This is a genomic window from Fundicoccus ignavus, assembly GCF_009659375.1.
In the GTDB taxonomy this organism is placed as follows: Bacteria; Bacillota; Bacilli; order Lactobacillales; family Aerococcaceae; genus Fundicoccus; species Fundicoccus ignavus.
In genome coordinates, this window is record NZ_WJQT01000016.1 from 1 (window position 1) to 21,772 (window position 21,772).

Consider the following 21,772-nt stretch of genomic DNA (forward strand, 5'->3'; position numbering starts at 1 on the left):
GTGTTCATTAACAAGTAATGAACCCTTACACATTTTGGTGTTTGTCTTTGTTCAGTTTTCAATGAGCTTTGTCAGTTGCGAACTCGTTCGCTGTGACAACTTTTATATTATAGCATGTTTCGTTTAGACTTGTCAACAACTTTTTAAAAGAAATTTAAGTTTCTTTTTTGTTATCGGATGGCCACGAAGCGCATCTCCTTAACGGAACTTTTATATAGTAACATCTTTCGAATTTGATGTCAATAACTTTTTTAAAATAAATTAAATTTTTTATTAACATTATCAAACCGTGTTGTTATTATAACACATCCGTCGTTGAAATGGAAGCGTTTAGAAAGTGATTAAATCAACTTTCTTCGTCATCTAACACTCTGTTCTCTTACTCTCTTTCAGCAACCTATTAATAATATCATGTATTATGAGTCATGGCAACACTTTTTTATTTATTTTTTTCGGTGCTATCATGAGTCATTTAACAACAGAAAGCAATATACCATGTAATACACATGAAAATCAATACTTTTTATCATTTTTATGTACTTTTTTATAAATTTTGTTACCTCACGCACATTTTAACTTTTTTTACGTATTTATATACGAGGTGATTGAATGATTTTGTTAATCGTATTTTTTTATTTTGGTTGTTGCTTTGGTTCATTTGCTTATTGTTTAGCCAATCATTGGACGAGGTCTACTTTTAAATTGAACACTCGCTCTTCTTGTCATCATTGCCACAAGCAATTAGCTTGGTATGAGCTCTTTCCTTTATTTTCCTATTTATTTCAGTACGGTCGTTGTAATCATTGTAAATTAAGTATCCCTTCCTCTTATTGGATAGTAGAGGCTATAACAGGTTTACTATTTGTTCATTTTTTTTATTATTATTCCGAGGATTCACGCCTTCTATTAACCGGAATCACACTAGCGGTATTATTCATTATGAGTTTATGTGATATTTGCGATCGATGGGTTCCCGACTCATTACAATTGTTACTATTAGTTTGTTCATTACTTCAAATTGACTTTAAACTTATCCTTTGGTTACCATTGTTATTACTCAATAGTTTGTTACTTCTATTAATTTACTACAATTGGATCGGTGGCGCCGACGTCAAACTATTATTTACCTTTCAACTACTAATCCCAATTGATGCATTTCCAGTTTTTCTTTTTATAGCTTCTCTTTCTGGTTTACTTTTCATGCTAGGTAGCCGCTTTATTAAGAAACCAATTTTAGAACTACCCTTTGTTCCTTTTTTATCGTTAGCATATTATTGCATTCTAATCTATTTTTAGACAAAAAAATCACCACCTAGCTAAGCTAAGCGGTGATTTTTTCTTACGTTTATTTCATTTGTGGCGTTTCTTCGATAACTAAGTCTTCAGTTTTCTCAGGTGTATCGATGTTCGTTTCAATTTTACGGTAACGAGTCATACCAGTACCAGCTGGAATTAACTTACCAATTGTAACGTTCTCTTTAAGACCTAATAAAACATCTTTCTTACCTCGGATTGCCGCATCTGTTAACACACGTGTTGTTTCTTGGAAGGAAGCTGCAGAAATAAATGATTTAGTTTCTAAGGCGGCTTTTGTAATTCCTAATAACACAGGACGAGCTGTCGCTGGAACTTCCCCACCTTTAATAGCGCTTGTGTTCGCTTCGGTGAAGTCAGAAATATCCATTAACGCACCTGGCAAGATATTAGTTGAAGCAGGGTCCATTACGCGTACTTTTTGTAGCATTTGACGTACCATAACCTCAACGTGTTTATCTCCGATTTCTACCCCTTGTCCACGGTAAACAGCTTGTACTTCTCTTAATAAGTAGTTTTCGACCGTAATAACGTCCGTAACTCTTAATAATTCTTTTGGATCAATCGAACCTTCAGTTAAAGCCTCTCCACGATCTACATGGTCTCCTTCTTTCACACGTAAGCGTGAAGTATAAGGAACATTATAAGTACGTGTATCAGTTGTACCTTTAACTGTAATATCTCTTGAACGATCTGATGGTTTTTCTTCGATATGATCAACGATACCATCAACCTCTGTAATAGTCGCTTGTCCTTTAGGTACACGCGCTTCAAAAATTTCTTGAATACGAGGTAAACCTTGAGTGATGTCTCCACCACCAGCAACCCCACCTGTATGGAATGTACGCATCGTTAATTGTGTACCAGGCTCACCGATAGATTGAGCGGCAATTGTACCAACTGCTTCTCCAACTTCAACACGTGATCCTGTTGCTAAGTTACGTCCGTAACAGTGTTTACATACACCGTGATCAGTGTCACACGTAAATACCGAACGAATTGTTACTTCTTTAACGCCTGCATTGACAACTACTGCCGCTAAGTCTTCTGAAATCTCAACATTAGCAGGTACAATAATTGCTCCAGTCTCTGGATGGTAAATTGTTTTCTGAGTGTAACGACCAATTAAACGTTCTTCTAACGTTTCAATAATGCTGTTACCATCAGCAATTTCAGCTACAACTACACCTTTATCTGTTCCACAGTCATCTTCACGAACAATTACGTCTTGAGCCACATCTACTAAACGACGCGTTAAGTAACCTGAGTCGGCTGTTTTCAAGGCCGTATCCGTCATACCTTTACGGGCTCCGTGAGTCGAGATAAACATTTCCAATACCGATAAACCTTCACGGAAGTTAGACGTAATCGGTAACTCGATAATTTTACCACTCGGAGCAGCCATGTTACCACGCATACCAGCAAGCTGTGTAAAGTTGGAAATGTTACCACGGGCTCCAGAGTCTGACATCATGTGAATTGGGTTCAAACGAGGTAATGAATTTGCTAAATCGTCTTGGATTTTATCTTTTGCTAATTCCCAAGTACGAATAACACTTTCATAACGCTCATCTTCTGTAATTAAACCACGCTTGTATTGCTTAGCAATCTTATCAACACGTGCATGTGCTTCATCCAGAATACCGTATTTAGTATCAAGTTTCAGAACGTCAGCAACTCCTACTGTTAAACCAGCGCGAGTTGAGTATTTATAACCTAGGTCTTTCATTCTATCTAACATCTTAGATGTTTCTGTAATATGGAATCGTTTGAAGACTTCCGCAATAATATTACCTAAATGTTTTTTCTTAAACGGTAACACGTAGTCCATTTCAGCAATCGCTGCAGGAACATCAGTACCTGGTTCTAAGAAATACTTATCTGGTGTTTTCTCTGTTAAGTTTTCATTTGTTGGTTCATTTAAGTAAGGGAATTCTGGTGGCATGATTTCGTTAAATAATAACTTACCAATTGTAGTTACCATTAAACGTTCTTTTTGCCAATCAGTAAATGCCTTGTCTTCTAAAGCTGCTGTTGGGATCGCAATACGTGTATGTAAGTGTGCTTCTCCATTTAAATAAGCAATTTCCGCTTCTCCGACACTACTTAAAATTAAACCTTCTCCAACACGGCCAGGTTCTTCTAATGTTAGGTAGTAGTTACCTAAGACCATATCTTGAGATGGTGTAACAACAGGTTTACCATCTTTAGGGTTCAAGATGTTTTGTGCTGCTAACATTAATAGACGCGCTTCAGCTTGAGCTTCTTCAGATAGTGGTACGTGAACCGCCATTTGGTCCCCATCAAAGTCAGCGTTATAAGCTTCACAGACTAATGGGTGTAAACGAATAGCACGACCATCAACTAATGTTGGTTCGAATGCTTGAATACCTAAACGGTGCAACGTAGGTGCTCGGTTAAGTAATACAGGATGCTCTTTAATTACTTCTTCAATCACTGGCCAAATCACATCATCTTGCGTTTCAATCATGCGTTTAGCATTCTTGATATTGCTCGCGATTTCGCGTTCTACTAATTCTTTCATAACGAATGGTTTAAATAACTCAATCGCCATTTCTTTTGGTAATCCACATTGGTACATTTTCAAGTTTGGTCCAACAACAATTACTGAACGCCCTGAATAGTCCACACGTTTACCTAGTAAGTTTTGACGGAAACGTCCTTGTTTCCCTTTTAACATATGTGATAAAGATTTTAATGGACGGTTACCCGGTCCAGTTACTGCACGACCACGACGACCATTGTCAATCAATGCATCAACAGCTTCTTGTAACATACGTTTTTCGTTTTGAACGATAATGTTTGGTGCACCTAAGTCTAATAAACGTTTTAAACGGTTATTACGGTTAATGACACGACGATATAAGTCGTTCAAGTCACTTGTCGCAAAACGGCCACCTTCTAATTGAACCATCGGTCTTAAATCTGGCGGAATAACTGGTAATACATCTAATACCATCCAGTCAGGTTTATTACCTGATTCAAAAAATGCATCTAGAATATCCAAACGACGAATCGCGCGTGTACGTTTTTGACCAGTTGCAGTCTTCAACATTTCACGTAATTCTGTTACTTCTTTTTCTAAATCTACGTTTTGTAATAATTCCTTAATTGCTTCTGCACCCATTTTGGCATAGAAACGATTACCATACTCACGTTTTTTCTCGCGGTATTCTGCTTCTGTTAATAATGATTTGGCTTCTAACGGTGTATCACCCGCATCAATTACAATATATGAAGCAAAGTAAATCACTTCCTCTAGCAAGCGCGGGCTTAAGTCTAACACTAATCCCATACGACTTGGAATTCCTTTGAAATACCAAACGTGTGTTACTGGTGCAGCTAATTCGATATGTCCCATACGTTCACGACGAACTTTAGCACGTGTCACTTCAACACCACAACGATCACAAACACGACCTTTGTAACGAACACGTTTCAACTTACCACATGAACATTCCCAATCTTTTGTTGGTCCAAAAATTCGCTCACAGAAAAGGCCATCTTTCTCTGGCTTTAATGTACGATAGTTGATTGTCTCTGGTTTCTTAACCTCACCATAAGACCAACTACGAATTTTTTCGGAGGATGCTAATCCTATTTGCATGGATTCGAACTTATTAACATCTATCAAGGGGCCGACCTCCTTTTAATTTGTCACCTTATCCGTTAGCGGAAAATAGCTTTCCGCTAGCTTCAAGGTTGCGTGGAGTGCCTTATCTCCAAATGGCTCCAAGGCAATTTAACTCAATTATCTCTTTTGATTGACTTAGTCTTCTGATTTTACAGCCGGCTGAGTGTCATCTTGTTTTTGCTGTTCAGCAGCTTTTTGGTCTTCGCGGTATTTATCCAATGCGTTAAAGTTGATTACGTCATCTTCATCATCGTCATCACGTAATTCAATTTCTACATCATCTTCATCTAATACTTTCATATCTAAACCTAAAGCTTGTAATTCCTTCACTAATACTCGGAATGATTCAGGTACTCCTGGTTTTGGAATTGGTTGTCCTTTAACGATTGCTTCGTAAGTTTTAACACGTCCTACAACGTCATCTGACTTGTAAGTCAAGATTTCTTGTAGCGTATACGCTGCACCGTAGGCCTCTAGAGCCCAAACTTCCATTTCCCCGAATCTTTGTCCACCAAATTGAGCTTTACCACCCAATGGTTGTTGTGTAACAAGTGAGTAAGGTCCAGTTGAACGCGCATGAAGTTTATCATCAACCATGTGGGCAAGTTTAATCATATACATGACACCTACCGACACTTTACGGTCGAATGGTTCCCCAGTACGTCCATCATATAAAGTTGTTTTAGCGTCTGCTTCCATACCAGCTTCTTTAATAGTATTCCACACGTCTTCTTCGCTCGCACCATCAAATACTGGTGTCGCAATTTTAATTCCTAATTGGCGTGCTGCCATACCTAAGTGTAATTCGAATACTTGTCCAATGTTCATACGTGAAGGTACCCCTAATGGGTTCAGCATGATATCAATTGGCGTACCATCTGGTAAGAATGGCATATCTTCTTCTGGCATAATTAACGAAACAACACCCTTGTTACCGTGACGTCCCGCCATCTTATCCCCTTCGCTAATCTTACGTTTTTGAACGATAAAGACGCGAACTAACTTGTTAACACCTGGTGCTAATTCATCACCAGCTTCACGCGTGAAGACTTTAACATCGTGAACAATACCGCCACCACCGTGTGGTACACGTAATGAAGTATCACGAACTTCACGAGCTTTCTCACCAAAGATTGCGTGTAATAAACGTTCTTCAGCAGATAATTCTGTCACACCTTTAGGCGTTACTTTACCTACTAAGATATCACCGTCTTTCACTTCCGCACCAATCGAAATGATTCCATCTTTATCTAAGAATTTCAAGGCTTCTTCACTAACGTTTGGAATTTCGCGAGTAATTTCTTCAGGTCCTAATTTAGTATCACGAGATTCTGATTCATACTCTTCAATATGAATTGAAGTATATACATCATCTTTAACTAAACGTTCTGACATAATAATCGCATCTTCATAGTTATAACCATCCCAAGTCATGAAGGCTACTAATGGGTTTTGACCTAAGGCCATTTCACCATTTTGCATTGATGAACCGTCAGCTAAGATATCTAAATCGTCAACTTGGTCACCTACTTCAACGATTGGTCGTTGGTTATAACATGTTCCCGCGTTTGAACGCGCAAATTTAATTAAGCTATATTCATCGACTGTTCCGTCAGCAATTTTCACTTTAACCTTATCAGCATCAACATAAACCACTTCACCACCACGGCGGCAGATAAGCGCTGCTCCCGAGTCATGGGCTGATTTATATTCCATACCCGTACCGATTAATGGAGATTGCGGATTGATCAACGGCACAGCTTGACGTTGCATGTTGGCACCCATCAAGGCACGGTTCGAGTCATCGTTTTCCAAGAATGGAATACATGCTGTTGCGACCGCAACTACTTGTTTAGGCGACACGTCCATGTAATCTACTTGATTAATAGGAACTTCAATATTTTCAGAGATGTAACGTGCCATAACTTGATCGTTAACGAATGTTCCATCTTCGTTTAATAATGAGTTGGCTTGCGCCACAACGTATAAGTCTTCCTCATCAGCAGATAAGTAAACAATTTCATCCGTAACACGACCATTTGCTTTATCTACTTTACGATACGGTGTTTCAATAAAACCAAATTTATTGATTTTAGCGTATGAAGACAAACTGTTGATCAAACCAATGTTTGGTCCCTCTGGTGTTTCAATCGGACACATACGACCGTAGTGAGAGTAGTGAACGTCTCGAACTTCATATCCAGCACGATCACGCGTTAAACCACCAGGCCCTAAGGCAGATAGACGACGTTTATGTGTTAACTCACCCAACGGGTTAACTTGGTCCATGAATTGTGATAGTTGGTGAGAACCAAAGAATTCTTTGATTGCTGCAACAACTGGACGAATATTAATTAACTGTTGTGGTGTAATCGTTGAAATGTCTTGAAGCGACATACGTTCACGAACCACACGCTCCATACGAGATAAACCGATTCTAAATTGGTTTTGTAATAATTCACCAACTGAACGAATACGACGGTTACCTAAATGGTCAATATCATCAGTAGTTCCAACACCTTCATCAAGTAATAAATAATAGTTCATTGAGGCAATAATATCTGCCGGCGTTAAACTTTTAGCACCTTCAAGATTTGCATTACCAATTACATTTACTACTAACTCTGGGTTTTTAGGTGAATACACTTTGATTATTTGTAAATCAATTGGCTCACCAATCACACCATCTGGAGATGGCATTGCCGTTACTAAATTCAGACCATTATCTAAATGAGGTACTAATTCCTCAATTTTATCTGAATCTAATACTGTACCTTCTGCAAAAATCACTTCACCCGTTTCAGGATCTGCTAAAGTTTCTGCTAAAGTTAAGTTTAATAGACGGTTTTTTAAGTGTAATTTTTTGTTTACTTTGTAACGGCCAACTGGTGCCAAGTCATAGCGACGTGGATCGAAGAAACGACCGATTAATAAGTTACGAGAACTTTCTGCCGTTTTCGGCTCACCTGGGCGAAGACGCTCGTAAATATCTTTTAAGGCTTCTTCCGGACGTGAATCCGCAATATTTTTATGAACATCTTTATCGATCGTTGTATTTAATAATTCTGTTTCAGATAAAATATCATAAATTTCATCATCAGAACCAAACCCTAATGCACGCATTAAAACTGTAAGAGGGATTTTTCTCGTACGGTCGATACGCACATACGCGATACCTTTAGCATCTGTTTCGAACTCCAACCAAGCACCACGGTTAGGGATAACAGTAGAGGTGAAACTATGACGACCTTTTTTATCCACTTTATCGTGGAAATAAACACCTGGAGAACGAACTAATTGTGAAACAATAACACGTTCTGCACCGTTATAAATGAAAGTCCCCATGTCTGTCATGATTGGGAAATCTCCGAAGAATACTTCCTGTTCTTTCACTTCACGTGTTTCTTTATTGATTAAACGTAATGTAACGTAGATTGGTTTTGAATAATTAGCATCATGTGCACGTGCTTCTTTAACTGTATATTTTGGCTCTTTAAATTCATAATCAACGAAATGTAATTCTAAGTTATCACTATGATCGACGATTGGAGAAACGTCTTCAAACATAACCTTGATACCTTCGTCTAAGAACCATTGATAAGAATCCGTTTGAATTTCAATTAAGTTTGGCAATTCAAGAACTTCATCAATACGAGCATAGCTACGACGTTCTGCTTTTTTACCATATTTGACGATATGATGTTGACTCAAGCTGTTCACCCCTCAAATTATTTGCGACTCAGCAAGATGTTACAGTTTTGTTACAAATATTAATAATCTATAACAAAATACTATTTTTGCCTATTTTTGAGCAAAAAAAGAACAAAAGAATCGTGTTCGTTAACTCAGTCCACTGTATCTTTTGTTTATTCTCTGTCAGAATCCCACTTTGGACAATATTTCAAAGCAGAATCCTTCATCTATGCCTACTCTTGCGTCTATCTATTCTACTCGCATCATTTTCAATTGTCAACACCTGAAAACACTTACTTAGCAATCTTCTCTACATTCTGGTGATTTTTTGCATTCTTTAAGAAAATATTCGACTATTCCGAGCCCATTAAATGACATTCAGTAGTTTTAACTCGATAATATTGTTTTACTTTTGTTGGAATACTTAACGCAACTTAGCGAAGCATAAAGCACACTAAACTTATCCCCCTTATAAATAGAACAAATTATGCTTAAACCACTGTCAAATTACTCCCCAACACAAAGAAAATGAACTAATTCATAGTGAATTAATAATTTTGTCATATGTTATTGCTATAACAAGCCGAAAAACGAATCAAGCAGGAGGAAAATTATGAAACAAGTAAACAATCCAAAACGTTCCCTACTATATTACTACGGATTTGCGATGTTAATCATCGTCATTTTCAATTTCATCGCAATGCCTTGGTATTCCGAACGTCATGTCCAACAAATTAATTACGATAGTTTTATGACGATGGTCGATGATCGACAAGTAGCCGAGGTACAATTACAACCTTCTGAAAACCAAATTATTTTCACGAGCGCTGAAGATGATACAGTTTATAAAACGGCAATGGTGGAGGACCCTAACTTAACCCAGCGCCTATTCGATGCGGACGTTGCCTTCACTGGTGAAATCATTGAGCAAGCTTCTCCAATCGCATCATTCTTGAGTTTTGTTTTCCAGATACTATTATTCGTCGCAATCGGTCAATGGATCTCACGAATGTTACTCAAAAAAGCTGGTGGCAATAATGCGATGCAGTTTAACCTCGGTAAAAGCAATGCTCGAGTCTACGTCCAATCAACAGATGGTTTAAGTTTTAAAGACGTCGCAGGCCAAGATGAAGCAAAAGAAAGTCTAACCGAAGTGGTTGATTTTCTAAACAATCCTAAGAAATATCAAGCAGTCGGCGCTAAGATGCCTAGCGGCGTCCTGTTAGTTGGACCTCCAGGAACAGGAAAAACCATGTTAGCCAAAGCAGTTGCGGGAGAAGCAAATGTTTCCTTCTTCTCAATGTCAGGTTCAGAATTTGTCGAAATGTTCGCAGGAGCTGGAGCCGCTAAAGTCCGCGACCTCTTCAAACAAGCAAAAGAAAAGGCCCCATGCATTGTCTTCATCGACGAAATTGATGCCATTGGTAAAAAACGTGGCCAAGCAATCGGTAACGACGAAAGAGAGCAAACATTAAATCAACTGTTAACTGAGATGGATGGCTTCGAAGGCAATAACGGCGTCATGATCCTGGCCGCTTCTAACCAACCTGAATCATTAGACCCTGCATTACTACGTCCAGGACGTTTCGACCGACAAGTTCGTGTTGAGTTGCCTGATTTAAAAGGCCGTGAAGATATCTTGAAAGTACATGCTAGCAAAGTGCAACATGACGATTCAATTGATTACAATAAAATCGCTCGTATGGCTTCTGGCGCTTCTGGTGCTGAGTTAGCAAATATTGTCAACGAAGCTGCCTTAAGAGCGGTACGCCAAGGACGCAATGCAGCGACACAAAACGATTTCGAGGAAAGTATCGAAACCATTATGGCAGGGGAGCAAAAGAAAAACGCCATTTTATCAGATAAAGAAAAATGGATCGTCTCTTATCATGAAATAGGTCATGCCTTAGTTGCTGCAAAACAGTCAGGTTCAGCCCCTGTAGAGAAAATAACCATTATTCCGAGAACTTCAGGAGCGCTGGGATATACAATGCAAGTTTCTGAGAAAGGCAATGACTATCTACACTCAAAAGAACATCTTGAAACTCAATTGGCGACTTTAGCTGGTGGACGCGCTGCCGAAGAAGTGGCATTTAACTCAATTACCACGGGCGCTTCTAACGATATCGAGCGTATGACGCAATTAGCCCGCGCAATGATTAGCCAGTACGGAATGAGCGATACTTTCGGAATGGTGGCTTTTGAACAAAGAAACAATCAATACCTAGGTAACGAAGCTAGTTCTACAGGTTCTGCTGAAACTCAAGCTGCCATAGACCGTGAAGTGATTGAACTAGTAGGAGCGCAGTACGACAAAGCGAAGACTATCTTAATCAATCACCGCGAATTACTCAACGAGCTTTCACACTTCCTATATAACGAGGAAACAATTACTGGTCAACAATTTATGGAGATTGTTAATAAATACAATTAAACCTAAGCCCAAATACGCCCCAAAGCGCTCGCGCTCATTCCACTAAAGAATGAGAAACGCGAAATGCTTTGGGGCGTATCCTAACTTATTTATTATCCTTTAAGAGTGCATTGAGTAATAGCGCTCCGACAAAACCACCCACTAACCATGCAACGATATACATAACTGGATTGGTGACACCACCCGCAAGTACGGCAAACAATCCGCCGTGTGGTACATAACTAACGCTACCGAACAACATACTTAACGCACCGGCAACTCCACTACCAATTGCCAATGCAGGAATCACTTTCAAAGGGTTAACCGCTGCGAACGGAATTGCTCCTTCGGTAATAAAGGCAGCTCCCATTACATAGTTAACTAAAGCACTATTTCTTTGTTCTGGTGCCCAAAGTTTCTTGTTGATTGTAGCCGAAATCGCAATTGCTAACGGTGGCACCATCCCACCGATCATTACTGCGGCCATTACATCTGAGCCCGCTCCGTCTGCTGCTGTAACTAGGGCTGTACCTGTTACATAAGCAGCTTTATTTAAAGGTCCGCCCATATCAATAGACATCATTGCTGCTGCTAAGAAACCTAATAAAAGTGACAGTTCACGTGGCACACTGTTCAACAAGTTCTCTAAGCCTGTCATCACAGCTCCCATTGGGCTATTTATAACAAAGAACATCAATAAGCCCATGATCAGCACACCAAATACAGGGTAGAGGAAGATTGGTTTCATACCTTCTAATGATTTTGGTAACCAACTGAAGCCTTTACGTAACAACCAAACGATTCCACCCGCTAAGAAACCAGCAACTAAAGCTCCCAAGAAACCTGAAGCAACCGTATCCTCGAAGATTCCTGCTGCATTGAAGCCAGCTAATACCCCCGGGTTAGCAAATACCCCACCCATAAAACCAATTACTAAACCTGGACGATCCGCTAAGGATTGGCCGATAAAACCAGCAAGTACTGGTAACATCATTGCAAACGATAAATCACCTAGCGTTTTTAATACATGCGCAACTTGATTATAGGTTGGATCTGCTGGATTCGCTGAGTTAATTCCCCAGAAAAACGAGAAGGCAATGAGAATACCACCTGCTACAACGAAAGGTAACATGTGCGATACACCGTTCATCATATGTTTATAAAATTTACGACCTAACGATTCATCTTCATCGCCTGCACTTTGCGATCCGGCAATGTCTTCTTGGTTAGCACGGTAAATCTTCGCATCAACTTTAGCTGCACGCTCAACTAATTCAGCGGCTTTATTAATACCATCCGCCACTTTAGTGACAATGACCGGTTTGCCATCAAAACGCGCCATTTCAACTTGCTTGTCTGCAGCAACAATAATTGCAGTAGCTTGTTCAATATCTTGAGCAGTTAGACGATTTCCTACACCAGTTTGTCCGTTCGTTTCAACTTTAATACGGTAGCCAGCTTGTTTAGCCGCTTGATTCAATTTTTCTTCTGCCATGTAAGTATGTGCAATCCCAGTTGGACAGGCTGTAACGGCTAGAATATACGGTTCTGAACTTTTAACGGGGACTTCTGGAGTGTCTGCAACACTGTTTGAACCGGCAGCTTCCTCAGCTTTGGTTTGCTCAAAGCGCGCAATCACCTCGATGACTTCATCGGCAGTTGACGCTTCTAATAAAGCCGCTTTCGCAGCTGGATCCATTAAAATTCCAGATAATTTGGCTAAAGCTTGTAAATGCTCGCCGCCACCTTCTGGAGCTGCAATCATGAAGATTAATTTAGCAGGTTGACCATCAAATGATGCCCACTCAATCCCTTGTTCCGCACGAGCAAATACAATGGCTGCTTGTTTAACGGAGGCATCTTGCGCGTGCGGAATGGCAATTTCATCGCCAACGCCAGTTGTAGATTGAGCTTCGCGGGCAGCTAGCTTATCAACATACGCCTCTACATTTGATACGCCGCCAACTTCAGCAAAGCGCTCAGCTAAATAACGTAACGTACTATCTTTATCTTGTGTCGTTAAATTTAAAGTAATAGCCTCTTTTATAAATAATTGTGATAATTCCATATTAGTTTACACCTACACTTTTCACTTTTATTTGTTCTAATAACTCTGACACTAAACTCGCTTCAGCAATCCCTACCGAGAAAGCTGTTGCACTCCCACTTGCTGCACCTTGTTTCAAACTCGCTGCATAATCTTGTGTTTCAATATATTTCGCCATGAAACCTGCCACCATTGAATCACCAGCACCCACAGAGTTAACCACTTGCCCCTTCGGAACATTTGATTGATAAACACCCCCTGTTTCTGTCACTAAAACCGCACCATCTCCACCTAAAGAAACTAAGACATTACGTGCACCACGCACTTGCAATTCCTTCGCATAAGTTACCACTTCAGCAATTGTAGTGATGGCTACACCAAAGATTTCACTCAATTCATGCGCGTTCGGTTTAATCAAGAAAGGCTGCTCTGATAAACAGGCTGTTAAAAGTTCCTTGTTTGAATCTAAGACAAATAGCGCTTCTTTTTCACGACACATAGTCGCCACTTGAACATAATGTTCACTAGTCATACCCGGAGCAGCATTTCCCGCTAAAAAGACAACATCACCTGCCACTAAAACCGTTTCGAAATACGCCATCAATCGGTCAACGTCTAATTGAGTTACCTCCGGTCCATTCGCATTAATTTCAGTTTCTTGATTCGCATGTAATTTCACATTAATACGCGTAATCGCATCTACAGAAACAAATGCCGTCTCTACACCCTCTGCCTGCAAACTGTTTTTTACAAACTCACCCGTAAAACCACCAATAAAACCTGTCGCAATATTGTCATGCCCTAAACGCTTTAATAAGACAGACATATTAATCCCTTTGCCTCCAGCCACATAATCGGCTGATTGTACACGATTTAATTCGCCCAAACGCAGCTCATCTGTTCTCATCACTAAATCAACTGCCGGATTAAACGTAATTGTATACAACATCAACGATCAACCTCCTTTATTTCCAATACACCATGATACTTATCACCTAACCTGTCACCTAAAGGACTCGTAATCACAACCGCTTCATCCAATTCCATAAACTGACAGAAAGAAACTTTATCAAACTTACTAGCATCCGCCAACACATAAACCCGATTAGCTTGCTGCGTTGCGGTTTGTTTAACATGTGCTTCCTCAGAATCTGGCGTTGTAAAACCAAATTTTGTGTCAATCCCATTCGTTCCCATAAATGCACGCGAAAAACGATACTGCTTCAACTGCTTCTGCGCATCTGAACCGATCATAGCGCGTGTGCGATTCTTCAAGTTACCCCCTAGCACAATCACATTCAACGACGCTTCTGACAAATGCCCTGCTAAGTCTAAACTATTCGTGACAATTGTTAAACCCTTAGCTTTTATATGAGGCACCATCGCAAGTGTCGTAGTCCCCGCATCCAGATAAATAAATTCATTATCCTGAATCAACTGCGCTGCATATTGACCAATCGACTGTTTTTCGTCATGAAAACGTAAGTTCTTTTCCGGAACGCTCGGTTCTGACTCTAATGAAAACTGACGTTTCGCGCCTCCATGAACTCGAACCAACTCGCCCAATTCCTCTAACTGCGATAAATCTCGCCTGACGGTTGACTCCGAGGCTTGCGTCGCCTCAACAATTGCCTGAATTTTTACAATTGAATCACCTGTTAACAATTCGCGAATCACATCGAACCTTTCCTCTGTAAGCATTTTCATCACTTCCTTACTCATAGGATACACCGAAAACAATCATAAATCAATCATAAATGTTCAAAATCAATCAATTTCAGCCAAAATACATCTCAGCAACCTCTTGTGCGTCTCAATAGCCCCTCCAGCAAAGTTTGGGGAGCAATGTTTGTAACCGATACAACTTGAGGGCTTATTTTCAAATAATTAAAAAACGCTCCTAAACTCTTTAAGTTAGAGTCTAGAAGCGTTGTGTGCTTGTTTAATTATTTTTTGTTGTAGTCGGCTGCGATTTGCGCGCCAACTTTTGCGTTGTTGTATACTAATGCGATGTTTGTTTCTAAGCTGCGGCCTTCTGTTAATTCAACGATTTTTCCTAATAGGAATGGTGTTGAGTCTTTTCCTTTGATGCCTGCGGCTTTTTCTTCTTTCAATGCTTGTGTGATGATTGAGTCGATTTCTTCGTGTGGAATTTCGTCTGCTTCTGGAATTGGGTTTGCAACTAGGATTCCTGCTGTTAAGCCTAATTCGTTTTGGTAGTGCATCATGTCAGCAATTTCAGCTGTTGAGTCACTGCGTAAGTTTAATTTGTATTCTGATGTTCTTGTGTAGAATGCTGGTAAGTAGTCTGTTTGGTAGCCTACTACTGGCACACCTTTAGTTTCTAGGTATTCTAATGTACGTGGTAAGTCTAGGATTGCTTTTGCTCCCGCACATACTACTGTTACATCTGTTTGACCTAATTCTTCTAGGTCTGCTGAAACGTCCATGTGGTCTTCGTAGCCACGGTGAACGCCGCCGATTCCGCCTGTAACGAACACTTTAATTCCTGCTAATTTAGCCCCGATCATTGTTGTTGCAACTGTTGTTGCGCCAATTTGTTTTGTTGCGAAGACATTTGCTAAGTCACGGCGTGATACTTTCGCTACGTTTTCAGCTGTTGCTAATAATTCTAAGTCTTCTGCTTCTAAACCAATTTTAAATTTACCATCCATAATCGCAATGGTTGCTGGAACTGCACCGTTGTCACGAATGATTTGTTCTACTGTTTTAGCCATTTCAACGTTTTTAGGGTAAGGCATTCCGTGAGAAATAATTGTTGATTCTAAAGCTACCACTGGTTGGTTGTTGTCAAAAGCTGCTTGTACTTCTTTGCTAATTGATAATAATGGATGTGTCATTTAAATGATCCCTCTTTCTTTTAATTCTTCTGTTTGTTTTTCTAGTATATCTTGTGTTAAATCTAAGCGTACTGTTTTAGGCGATTGAATGGTGTGATAAGCATTTGTCATAGCCAATTGGATACTTTCGACTGGCGAGTAGCCTTGTAATTGTCCGTAAATTAAACCTGAAGCATAAGAATCTCCAGCTCCTGTGACATCTTCGACGTAAGGCGAAACAGGTGGTACAAATTGTTTTCTTTCACCCGCTTGATTACCATAGAACGTTGACGCTTGGCCGCGTGTGATGATAACATTCTCAACACCTAAGGCCAACCAGCTTTCAACAAGCTCTTCAACATCTTCTGCTATTTCAACTTTTTTATTGAAAAATGTTTCAGACTCGTCTAGGTTGACGATGAGCCACTTAACCCCCTCTAGTTGACGTGGTAAGTGCGCCATTTTAGGTGAACTTACCGGAATAATCACAAGTGGAATGTCTTTATTACGTGCTAACTCAATAATATACTCTGTTGTTTCTAACGGTACATTCAAATCCAATACAATCATCTTAGCTTGGGCTAAAAGATTTTGATAAGAACTTATCCACTCACGGTTCATTGTGTCAGCTACTGACATATCCGCTAAAGCTAACTGCATATCTCCGTCGTCATCTAGTAATGCCACATAAGAACCTGTTGAGTAATCACCTAGTTGCGTCACGTGTTGAAAATTAACAAATGGTTCCGTCGCTTGCTTTAAAGTTTCGAAATCTTGATCTCGACCACCGATTGACAATAGGTTAACATTTAACCCTAAGCGTCCAAGGTTTTCTGAAATATTGCGTGCTACGCCTCCGACACTCATTGAAGAAGTGACTGGATTACTGGTTTTAGGTATTAGCTCTGCCTCCAGTAAATACTTGCGGTCAATATTCATTCCACCTATACAGAAAATTTCAGCACCATGGTTGACAATATAAGCCCGACCCAACAACTGCTTTTTATTCGTCAATGTCGAAACTATCGTTGCGACAGTAGAGCGCGGTAAATCTAATTGAGAAGCAATTTCTTGTTGTGTAAGAAATGGATCTTTTTCAATTAAAGCCAATACACGCTGCTCGTTTTGTGTTAACAATTCATCATCGCCTCCTTTTACAACAAATGTCCTTATTAAAGATTTTTGTTTACAATCACAGTATAAAACATAAAACTTATAACGACAAGCAAAATATACAAAATGAGAAAATTCTAATGAAACAAAAAATAAGCTGACATTCTATTGCAGAATATCAGCTTAATATTATTTAACACTTTTTAAAATCCAATAACCTTTATCCCGGCCCATTAGTTCTACATTACCAAAAATTTCCTCCATATAATCAGACATAGAAGGTGCGCCTTGTTTCTTCTGGATTACTAACCAGAGTTCCCCATCCACTTTCAGTGCTTTTGCAGCCGTTAGAACAAATTCACGTATCACTTGTTTGCCCGCTCTAATGGGTGGGTTCGTTAATACATAGTCATAGTCAGCCTCAACAGGCACAGTCGTCGCATCGTGCAACAACCATTCAACGTTCGCCACTTTATTTAATTGCGTATTCTGTTGCGCTAATTCAAGCGCACGCTCATTAACTTCAACACCTACATAACTGGCAAGCGGAAAATGTTTCGCCACCGCCAACAATAAAGGACCGTAGCCACTCCCTAACTCAAGTATTTTTTCCTCACTAGTCATTGATTTTCCTTCAATAAAAGTCTCCACTAGTAATTTAGAACCGAAATCCATACGATTCTTAGAAAAAACACCACTATCTGTCTTTAAACGTAAACTTTGTTTTCCAACTTCTGCACTAATCTCTTTTAGTTCATGGCTACTTTGAGGTTTATTTGTATAATAATGATCGCTCATTCTCTCTCTCCTTAAGAAAACATATTCATGTACCATAACTATATCACTTTTTAGGCTATTCATGTTACACTAAAACTAGATAAAACGTAATGGAGGTCAACAATGATCAAACTTTTTGCATCTGATATGGACGGCACTTTACTTAATGAAAACCACGTGATTAGCGACAGAACGGCTGCCGCAATCAAGAAATTACAAGAAACGACTGATATTGAATTCATTATCGCAACAGGTCGTTCTTTTAAATCAGCGTCTGTTCTGACACAAGCTCAGGATATATACTGTCGCATGATTAATTTAAACGGTGCATCGATTCATGAAAAAGATGGCACCTTAACTGATTCAAATCCTTTATTAACAGATACAGTCTTAAGTGTTATTCAATATTTAGATACTTTAGCTATCGATTATGCTGTTTCAACACCCAATAATTATTATGTTGCAGATTATGAAGGCTTCATCAAACGAATTGCACACTTTATGAATGTTAGTCATGAAGAAGTTCTCGCCGCAGCAGATGGCACCGATGAAGTAACTAACGCTCAGTTACTCGCACATTATGGTGATGTTAAACCTATTACTGAAATGGAATTAACAAAAGAAAACCCTGCATTAAAACTATTACTTTTCAGTTCCAATGCTGATTTATTGAGTCAAGTTCGTCAACACCTAAGTAATTTCTCTGATTTAGACGTCACATCTTCTGCTGCTGATAATATTGAAGTCACACACATTAATGCTCAGAAAGGTTTAGCCGTTGAAGCTTATGCTAAATCACAAGGTTATACATTAGATGAAGTTGCAACAATTGGCGACTCACTCAATGACCGTTCAATGTTACAGATGGCTAAACATAGTTATGCAATGGATAATGCGCCCGATCATATCAAAGCTATGGCACAAAACATTGCACCAGCAAATACAATCGATGGCGTTGCTATTATCCTTGAACAATTAATTGCTGAATATGCTAAATAAGTTATGCCTTATCAGTCTCTTCATGAGGCTGATTTTTTTGTTTATCTATACCGATCAACTAAGAGAGCCTCGCCTATTGAGCTGGAAAAAACCTCCCAACCGCGATACTTTGAAAGCGACCACCGCCTTGGAAAATAATAAGCTGAACTAAACACAGAACTTGGTAAAGCAACATAAAGCTTAAATTCTTGTATAATACTAGGAAACTTCGGACCAGTCTGAGGTCATTAAATTCCGTTTAGTAGTTTTTATCTGATAATACCGCAATACTTTTATCAGAATGCTATGCGCGTAGATCAGCGACTTGTTTTCCAAAGCGGCATGAAGGGCAATCGGCGCAGCTTGCTCTGACTATGAGCAAAGCGAAGTAGTCAGAGCCTAGCCGATTGAGTTGGAAAAGCCCTCACAAACGTGAGGCTTCGAAAGCGACCACCGCCTTGGAAAACAACAAGCTGAACGAAGCCCCAAAATTATATTTTCTGATTAAAAAAAAAAAAAAAACGCACCTAGAAATACTAGGTACGTTTTATGAGAGTAAAAGATTATTTTACTTCTACTACAGCGCCAACTTCTTCTAAAGAAGCTTTTAAAGCTTCTGCTTCTTCTTTAGATACGCCTTCTTTAACTGCTTTAGGAGCGTTATCTACTAATTCTTTAGCTTCTTTCAAGCCTAAACCAGTAGCTTCACGAACAGCTTTGATTACTTTAATTTTTGATGAACCAGCAGATGCTAATACAACGTCAAATTCAGTTTGTTCAGCTTCAGCTGCTCCACCAGCTGCTGCTACCGCTACAGGTGCTGCTGCTGTTACGCCAAATTCTTCTTCGATTGCTTTTACTAAGTCGTTTAATTCGATAATTGTTGCTTCTTTAATTTCAGCAATAATGTTCTCAATGTTTAATGCCATTTTTAATTTCCTCCGTTTGTATGATTATATTTTTTAAAAATTAAGCTGCGTCTTCATCTTTTGCTTCTGCAACTGCTTTAACAGCCAACGCAACGTTGCGGACTGGAGCTTGTAATACAGAAAGTAACATAGATAATAGTCCGTCGCGGTCTGGTAGTTTTGCTAATGCATTAATGTCATCAGCTGAAGCTACTTTACCTTCGATTAAACCACCTTTGATTGATAATTCGCTTGCTTTTTCAGCAAACTCAGCAACAATCTTAGCTGGAGCAACCACTTCATCAGTACTATAAACAATAGCTGATGGTCCTGCAAATACATCTTCAAGACCTTCGATTCCAGCTTCAACAGCAGCACGACGTAAAATTGTGTTTTTCACAACTTTCATCTTAGTTCCGCTTTCACGTAATTGTTTACGTAAGCTAGTAACTTCTTCTACCGTTAAACCTAAATAATCAATAACAACAACTGATGTTGCGTCTTTTAATTCACTTGCAATAAAAGATACTTCTTCTTGCTTTTTAACCATAATTGCTTTTGTCAACAGTTTCACCTCCATCAAATTTGATATAGAGATTTTTTCATAATAAAAAAATCTCTATGTCACCTAGACATAGAGATAGCTTCCTCATCACTGTGGAACTTCCTCGGTAAGAAATTAAGGCATTCGCCACTTACTGTCTTTGGTCGTAAAATACTTATATATATTAGCGGAAAAATAATCTAACGTCAATCCTTATTTCTTAAGATTTCCTTATTTTTCCAATAGATTCATTCTAATTAGATAGATGCTGAATCTAATTTGATACCAGGTCCAAATGTAGTTGTTAAAGATAAGTTAGTAATGTAAGTACCTTTAGCAGACGCTGGTTTCAAACGAACGATTTGTTCGTGTAAAGCTTTTAAGTTTTCAGCTAATTTATCGTTTTCGAACGATACTTTACCGATTGGAACGTTCACGATACCTGCTTTGTCAGCACGGTAAGTTACTTGTCCAGCTTTGATGTCGTTAATTGCTTTAGTAACATCCATTGTTACTGTACCAGTTTTAGGGTTAGGCATTAAACCTTTAGGTCCTAAGACACGTCCTAAACGACCTACTTGACCCATCATGTCAGGTGTAGCAACCATAACATCAAAGTCTAACCAGCCATCACTGATTTTAGAAATTAATTCAGCGTCACCTACGTAGTCTGCTCCTGCAGCTTCAGCTTCTTTAGCTTTCTCACCACGAGCGATTACTACTACAGATTGTGTTTTACCAGTTCCGTGTGGTAATACCATTGCGCCACGGATTTGTTGGTCAGCTTTCTTAACATCGATGTTTAAGTTGTAAGATACTTCAACAGTTGCATCAAATTTAGCATAATCTAATTCTTTAGCTAATGCGATCGCTTCAGCAACGTCATATTTTTTTGCGCGGTCTACTTTTTCTTTAGCCGCTACAAAGTTTTTACTTTTTTTAGCCATTAATATTTCCTCCTATAATTTGTGGTATTAGCGGTTCTTCCTCCCACCCCCGATAGAAAACGGGGATAGAAGCTACCTTGTGCTTAGTCTTGGACTGTGATTCCCATAGAGCGAGCAGTACCTTCAACCATGCGCATAGCAGCTTCTACGTCTGCTGCGTTTAAATCTTGCATTTTAGTTTCTGCGATCTCTTTAACTTGTTCTTTAGTTACTGATGCAACCTTGTTTTTGTTAGGTTCACCAGAAGCTTTTGTGATTCCAGCAGCTTTTTTCAATAAGATTGGAGCTGGTGGAGTTTTAGTAATAAATGTAAATGAACGGTCTTCGTATACGTCGATTACTACAGGGATAATCATACCCATTTGATCTTGTGTACGAGCGTTGAATTCTTTACAGAACCCCATAATATTAACTTGTGCTTGACCTAAAGCTGGACCAACTGGTGGAGCTGGACTTGCTTGTCCCGCAGGGATTTGTAATTTGACTTGTGTTACGACTTTTTTAGCCACGAAACATTCCTCCTTAAAATTTTTTGTTCGTGAT

The 21,772-nt window shown here is 39.2% G+C and carries 15 protein-coding genes and 1 other annotated feature; of the genes, 3 read left to right on the forward strand and 12 right to left on the reverse strand.

Features of this window, described 5'->3' with window-relative positions:
* Positions 1-609 precede the first annotated feature (609 nt).
* The gene (locus GF867_RS14405) at positions 610-1,296 is read left to right on the forward strand and encodes a prepilin peptidase (protein ID WP_153832969.1); all 687 of its coding nucleotides are present in this window, start codon (positions 610-612) and stop codon (positions 1,294-1,296) included.
* Between the two features lie 49 nt (positions 1,297-1,345).
* On the opposite strand, the gene rpoC is transcribed toward GF867_RS14405, so the two are convergent.
* On the reverse strand, positions 1,346-4,969 hold the full coding sequence (gene rpoC / locus GF867_RS10015) for a DNA-directed RNA polymerase subunit beta' (RefSeq protein WP_153832970.1): 3,624 nt from the start codon (positions 4,967-4,969) through the stop codon (positions 1,346-1,348).
* A gap of 135 nt (positions 4,970-5,104) precedes the next feature.
* Positions 5,105-8,680: a DNA-directed RNA polymerase subunit beta gene (gene rpoB / locus GF867_RS10020; protein WP_153832971.1), complete on the reverse strand. Its 3,576-nt coding sequence runs from the start codon at positions 8,678-8,680 to the stop codon at positions 5,105-5,107.
* A gap of 595 nt (positions 8,681-9,275) precedes the next feature.
* On the opposite strand from rpoB, the gene ftsH reads away from it, so the two are divergent.
* Positions 9,276-11,096 carry an ATP-dependent zinc metalloprotease FtsH gene (gene ftsH, locus GF867_RS10025; RefSeq protein ID WP_153832972.1) on the forward strand — a complete coding sequence of 607 codons (1,821 nt, stop codon included), beginning with the start codon at positions 9,276-9,278 and terminating at the stop codon, positions 11,094-11,096.
* Positions 11,097-11,181: 85 nt separating this feature from the next.
* On the opposite strand, the gene GF867_RS10030 is transcribed toward ftsH, so the two are convergent.
* From GF867_RS10030 to GF867_RS10055, 6 genes are all read right to left on the reverse strand, one after another.
* The gene (locus GF867_RS10030) at positions 11,182-13,143 is read right to left on the reverse strand and encodes a PTS fructose transporter subunit IIABC (protein WP_153832973.1); all 1,962 of its coding nucleotides are present in this window, start codon (positions 13,141-13,143) and stop codon (positions 11,182-11,184) included.
* A 1-nt stretch (position 13,144) separates the two neighbouring features.
* Positions 13,145-14,071, reverse strand: coding sequence for a 1-phosphofructokinase (pfkB, locus tag GF867_RS10035; RefSeq protein ID WP_153832974.1), 927 nt, complete (start codon positions 14,069-14,071; stop codon positions 13,145-13,147).
* The gene (locus GF867_RS10040; RefSeq protein ID WP_172974007.1) at positions 14,071-14,823 is read right to left on the reverse strand and encodes a DeoR/GlpR family DNA-binding transcription regulator; all 753 of its coding nucleotides are present in this window, start codon (positions 14,821-14,823) and stop codon (positions 14,071-14,073) included. Before GF867_RS10040 ends, pfkB begins: the two co-directional genes overlap by 1 nt.
* Positions 14,824-15,068: 245 nt before the next feature.
* The gene (locus tag GF867_RS10045; RefSeq protein ID WP_153832976.1) at positions 15,069-15,983 is read right to left on the reverse strand and encodes a pseudouridine-5'-phosphate glycosidase; all 915 of its coding nucleotides are present in this window, start codon (positions 15,981-15,983) and stop codon (positions 15,069-15,071) included.
* Positions 15,984-17,099, reverse strand: a complete 1,116-nt coding sequence (locus tag GF867_RS10050) for a carbohydrate kinase (RefSeq protein WP_153832977.1) — start codon at positions 17,097-17,099, stop codon at positions 15,984-15,986.
* A 165-nt stretch (positions 17,100-17,264) separates the two neighbouring features.
* Positions 17,265-17,873, reverse strand: a complete 609-nt coding sequence (locus tag GF867_RS10055) for a class I SAM-dependent methyltransferase (protein ID WP_153832978.1) — start codon at positions 17,871-17,873, stop codon at positions 17,265-17,267.
* Between the two features lie 102 nt (positions 17,874-17,975).
* Between GF867_RS10055 and GF867_RS10060 the strand changes: the two genes are divergently transcribed.
* A complete protein-coding gene (locus GF867_RS10060) occupies positions 17,976-18,851 on the forward strand; it encodes a Cof-type HAD-IIB family hydrolase (RefSeq protein WP_153832979.1) in 876 nt (291 codons plus the stop codon).
* A 542-nt stretch (positions 18,852-19,393) separates the two neighbouring features.
* Here GF867_RS10060 and rplL read toward each other — a convergent pair.
* The 4 genes from rplL to rplK form a co-directional block, all read right to left on the reverse strand.
* The gene (gene rplL / locus GF867_RS10065; RefSeq protein WP_153832980.1) at positions 19,394-19,759 is read right to left on the reverse strand and encodes a 50S ribosomal protein L7/L12; all 366 of its coding nucleotides are present in this window, start codon (positions 19,757-19,759) and stop codon (positions 19,394-19,396) included.
* A 40-nt stretch (positions 19,760-19,799) separates the two neighbouring features.
* Positions 19,800-20,303 (reverse strand): 50S ribosomal protein L10, encoded by a 504-nt coding sequence (gene rplJ / locus GF867_RS10070; protein WP_172972612.1) that lies wholly within the window; start codon positions 20,301-20,303, stop codon positions 19,800-19,802.
* 36 nt (positions 20,304-20,339) lie between these two features.
* Positions 20,340-20,464 (reverse strand) — a sequence feature (ribosomal protein L10 leader region).
* Between the two features lie 75 nt (positions 20,465-20,539).
* Positions 20,540-21,229, reverse strand: coding sequence for a 50S ribosomal protein L1 (gene rplA / locus GF867_RS10075; protein ID WP_153832982.1), 690 nt, complete (start codon positions 21,227-21,229; stop codon positions 20,540-20,542).
* Between the two features lie 83 nt (positions 21,230-21,312).
* Positions 21,313-21,738 (reverse strand): 50S ribosomal protein L11, encoded by a 426-nt coding sequence (rplK, locus tag GF867_RS10080; RefSeq protein ID WP_311454218.1) that lies wholly within the window; start codon positions 21,736-21,738, stop codon positions 21,313-21,315.
* Positions 21,739-21,772 lie beyond the last annotated feature (34 nt).

Coding starts and splice junctions, on each gene's coding strand:
- GF867_RS14405 (WP_153832969.1), top strand. CDS start 610: ATGATTTTGTTAATCGTATTTTTTTATTTTGGTTGTTGCTTTGGTTCA.
- ftsH (WP_153832972.1), top strand. CDS start 9,276: ATGAAACAAGTAAACAATCCAAAACGTTCCCTACTATATTACTACGGA.
- GF867_RS10030 (WP_153832973.1), bottom strand. CDS start 13,143: ATGGAATTATCACAATTATTTATAAAAGAGGCTATTACTTTAAATTTA.
- pfkB (WP_153832974.1), bottom strand. CDS start 14,071: ATGTTGTATACAATTACGTTTAATCCGGCAGTTGATTTAGTGATGAGA.
- GF867_RS10040 (WP_172974007.1), bottom strand. CDS start 14,823: ATGCTTACAGAGGAAAGGTTCGATGTGATTCGCGAATTGTTAACAGGT.
- GF867_RS10045 (WP_153832976.1), bottom strand. CDS start 15,983: ATGACACATCCATTATTATCAATTAGCAAAGAAGTACAAGCAGCTTTT.
- GF867_RS10055 (WP_153832978.1), bottom strand. CDS start 17,873: ATGAGCGATCATTATTATACAAATAAACCTCAAAGTAGCCATGAACTA.
- GF867_RS10060 (WP_153832979.1), top strand. CDS start 17,976: ATGATCAAACTTTTTGCATCTGATATGGACGGCACTTTACTTAATGAA.
- rplL (WP_153832980.1), bottom strand. CDS start 19,759: ATGGCATTAAACATTGAGAACATTATTGCTGAAATTAAAGAAGCAACA.
- rplA (WP_153832982.1), bottom strand. CDS start 21,229: ATGGCTAAAAAAAGTAAAAACTTTGTAGCGGCTAAAGAAAAAGTAGAC.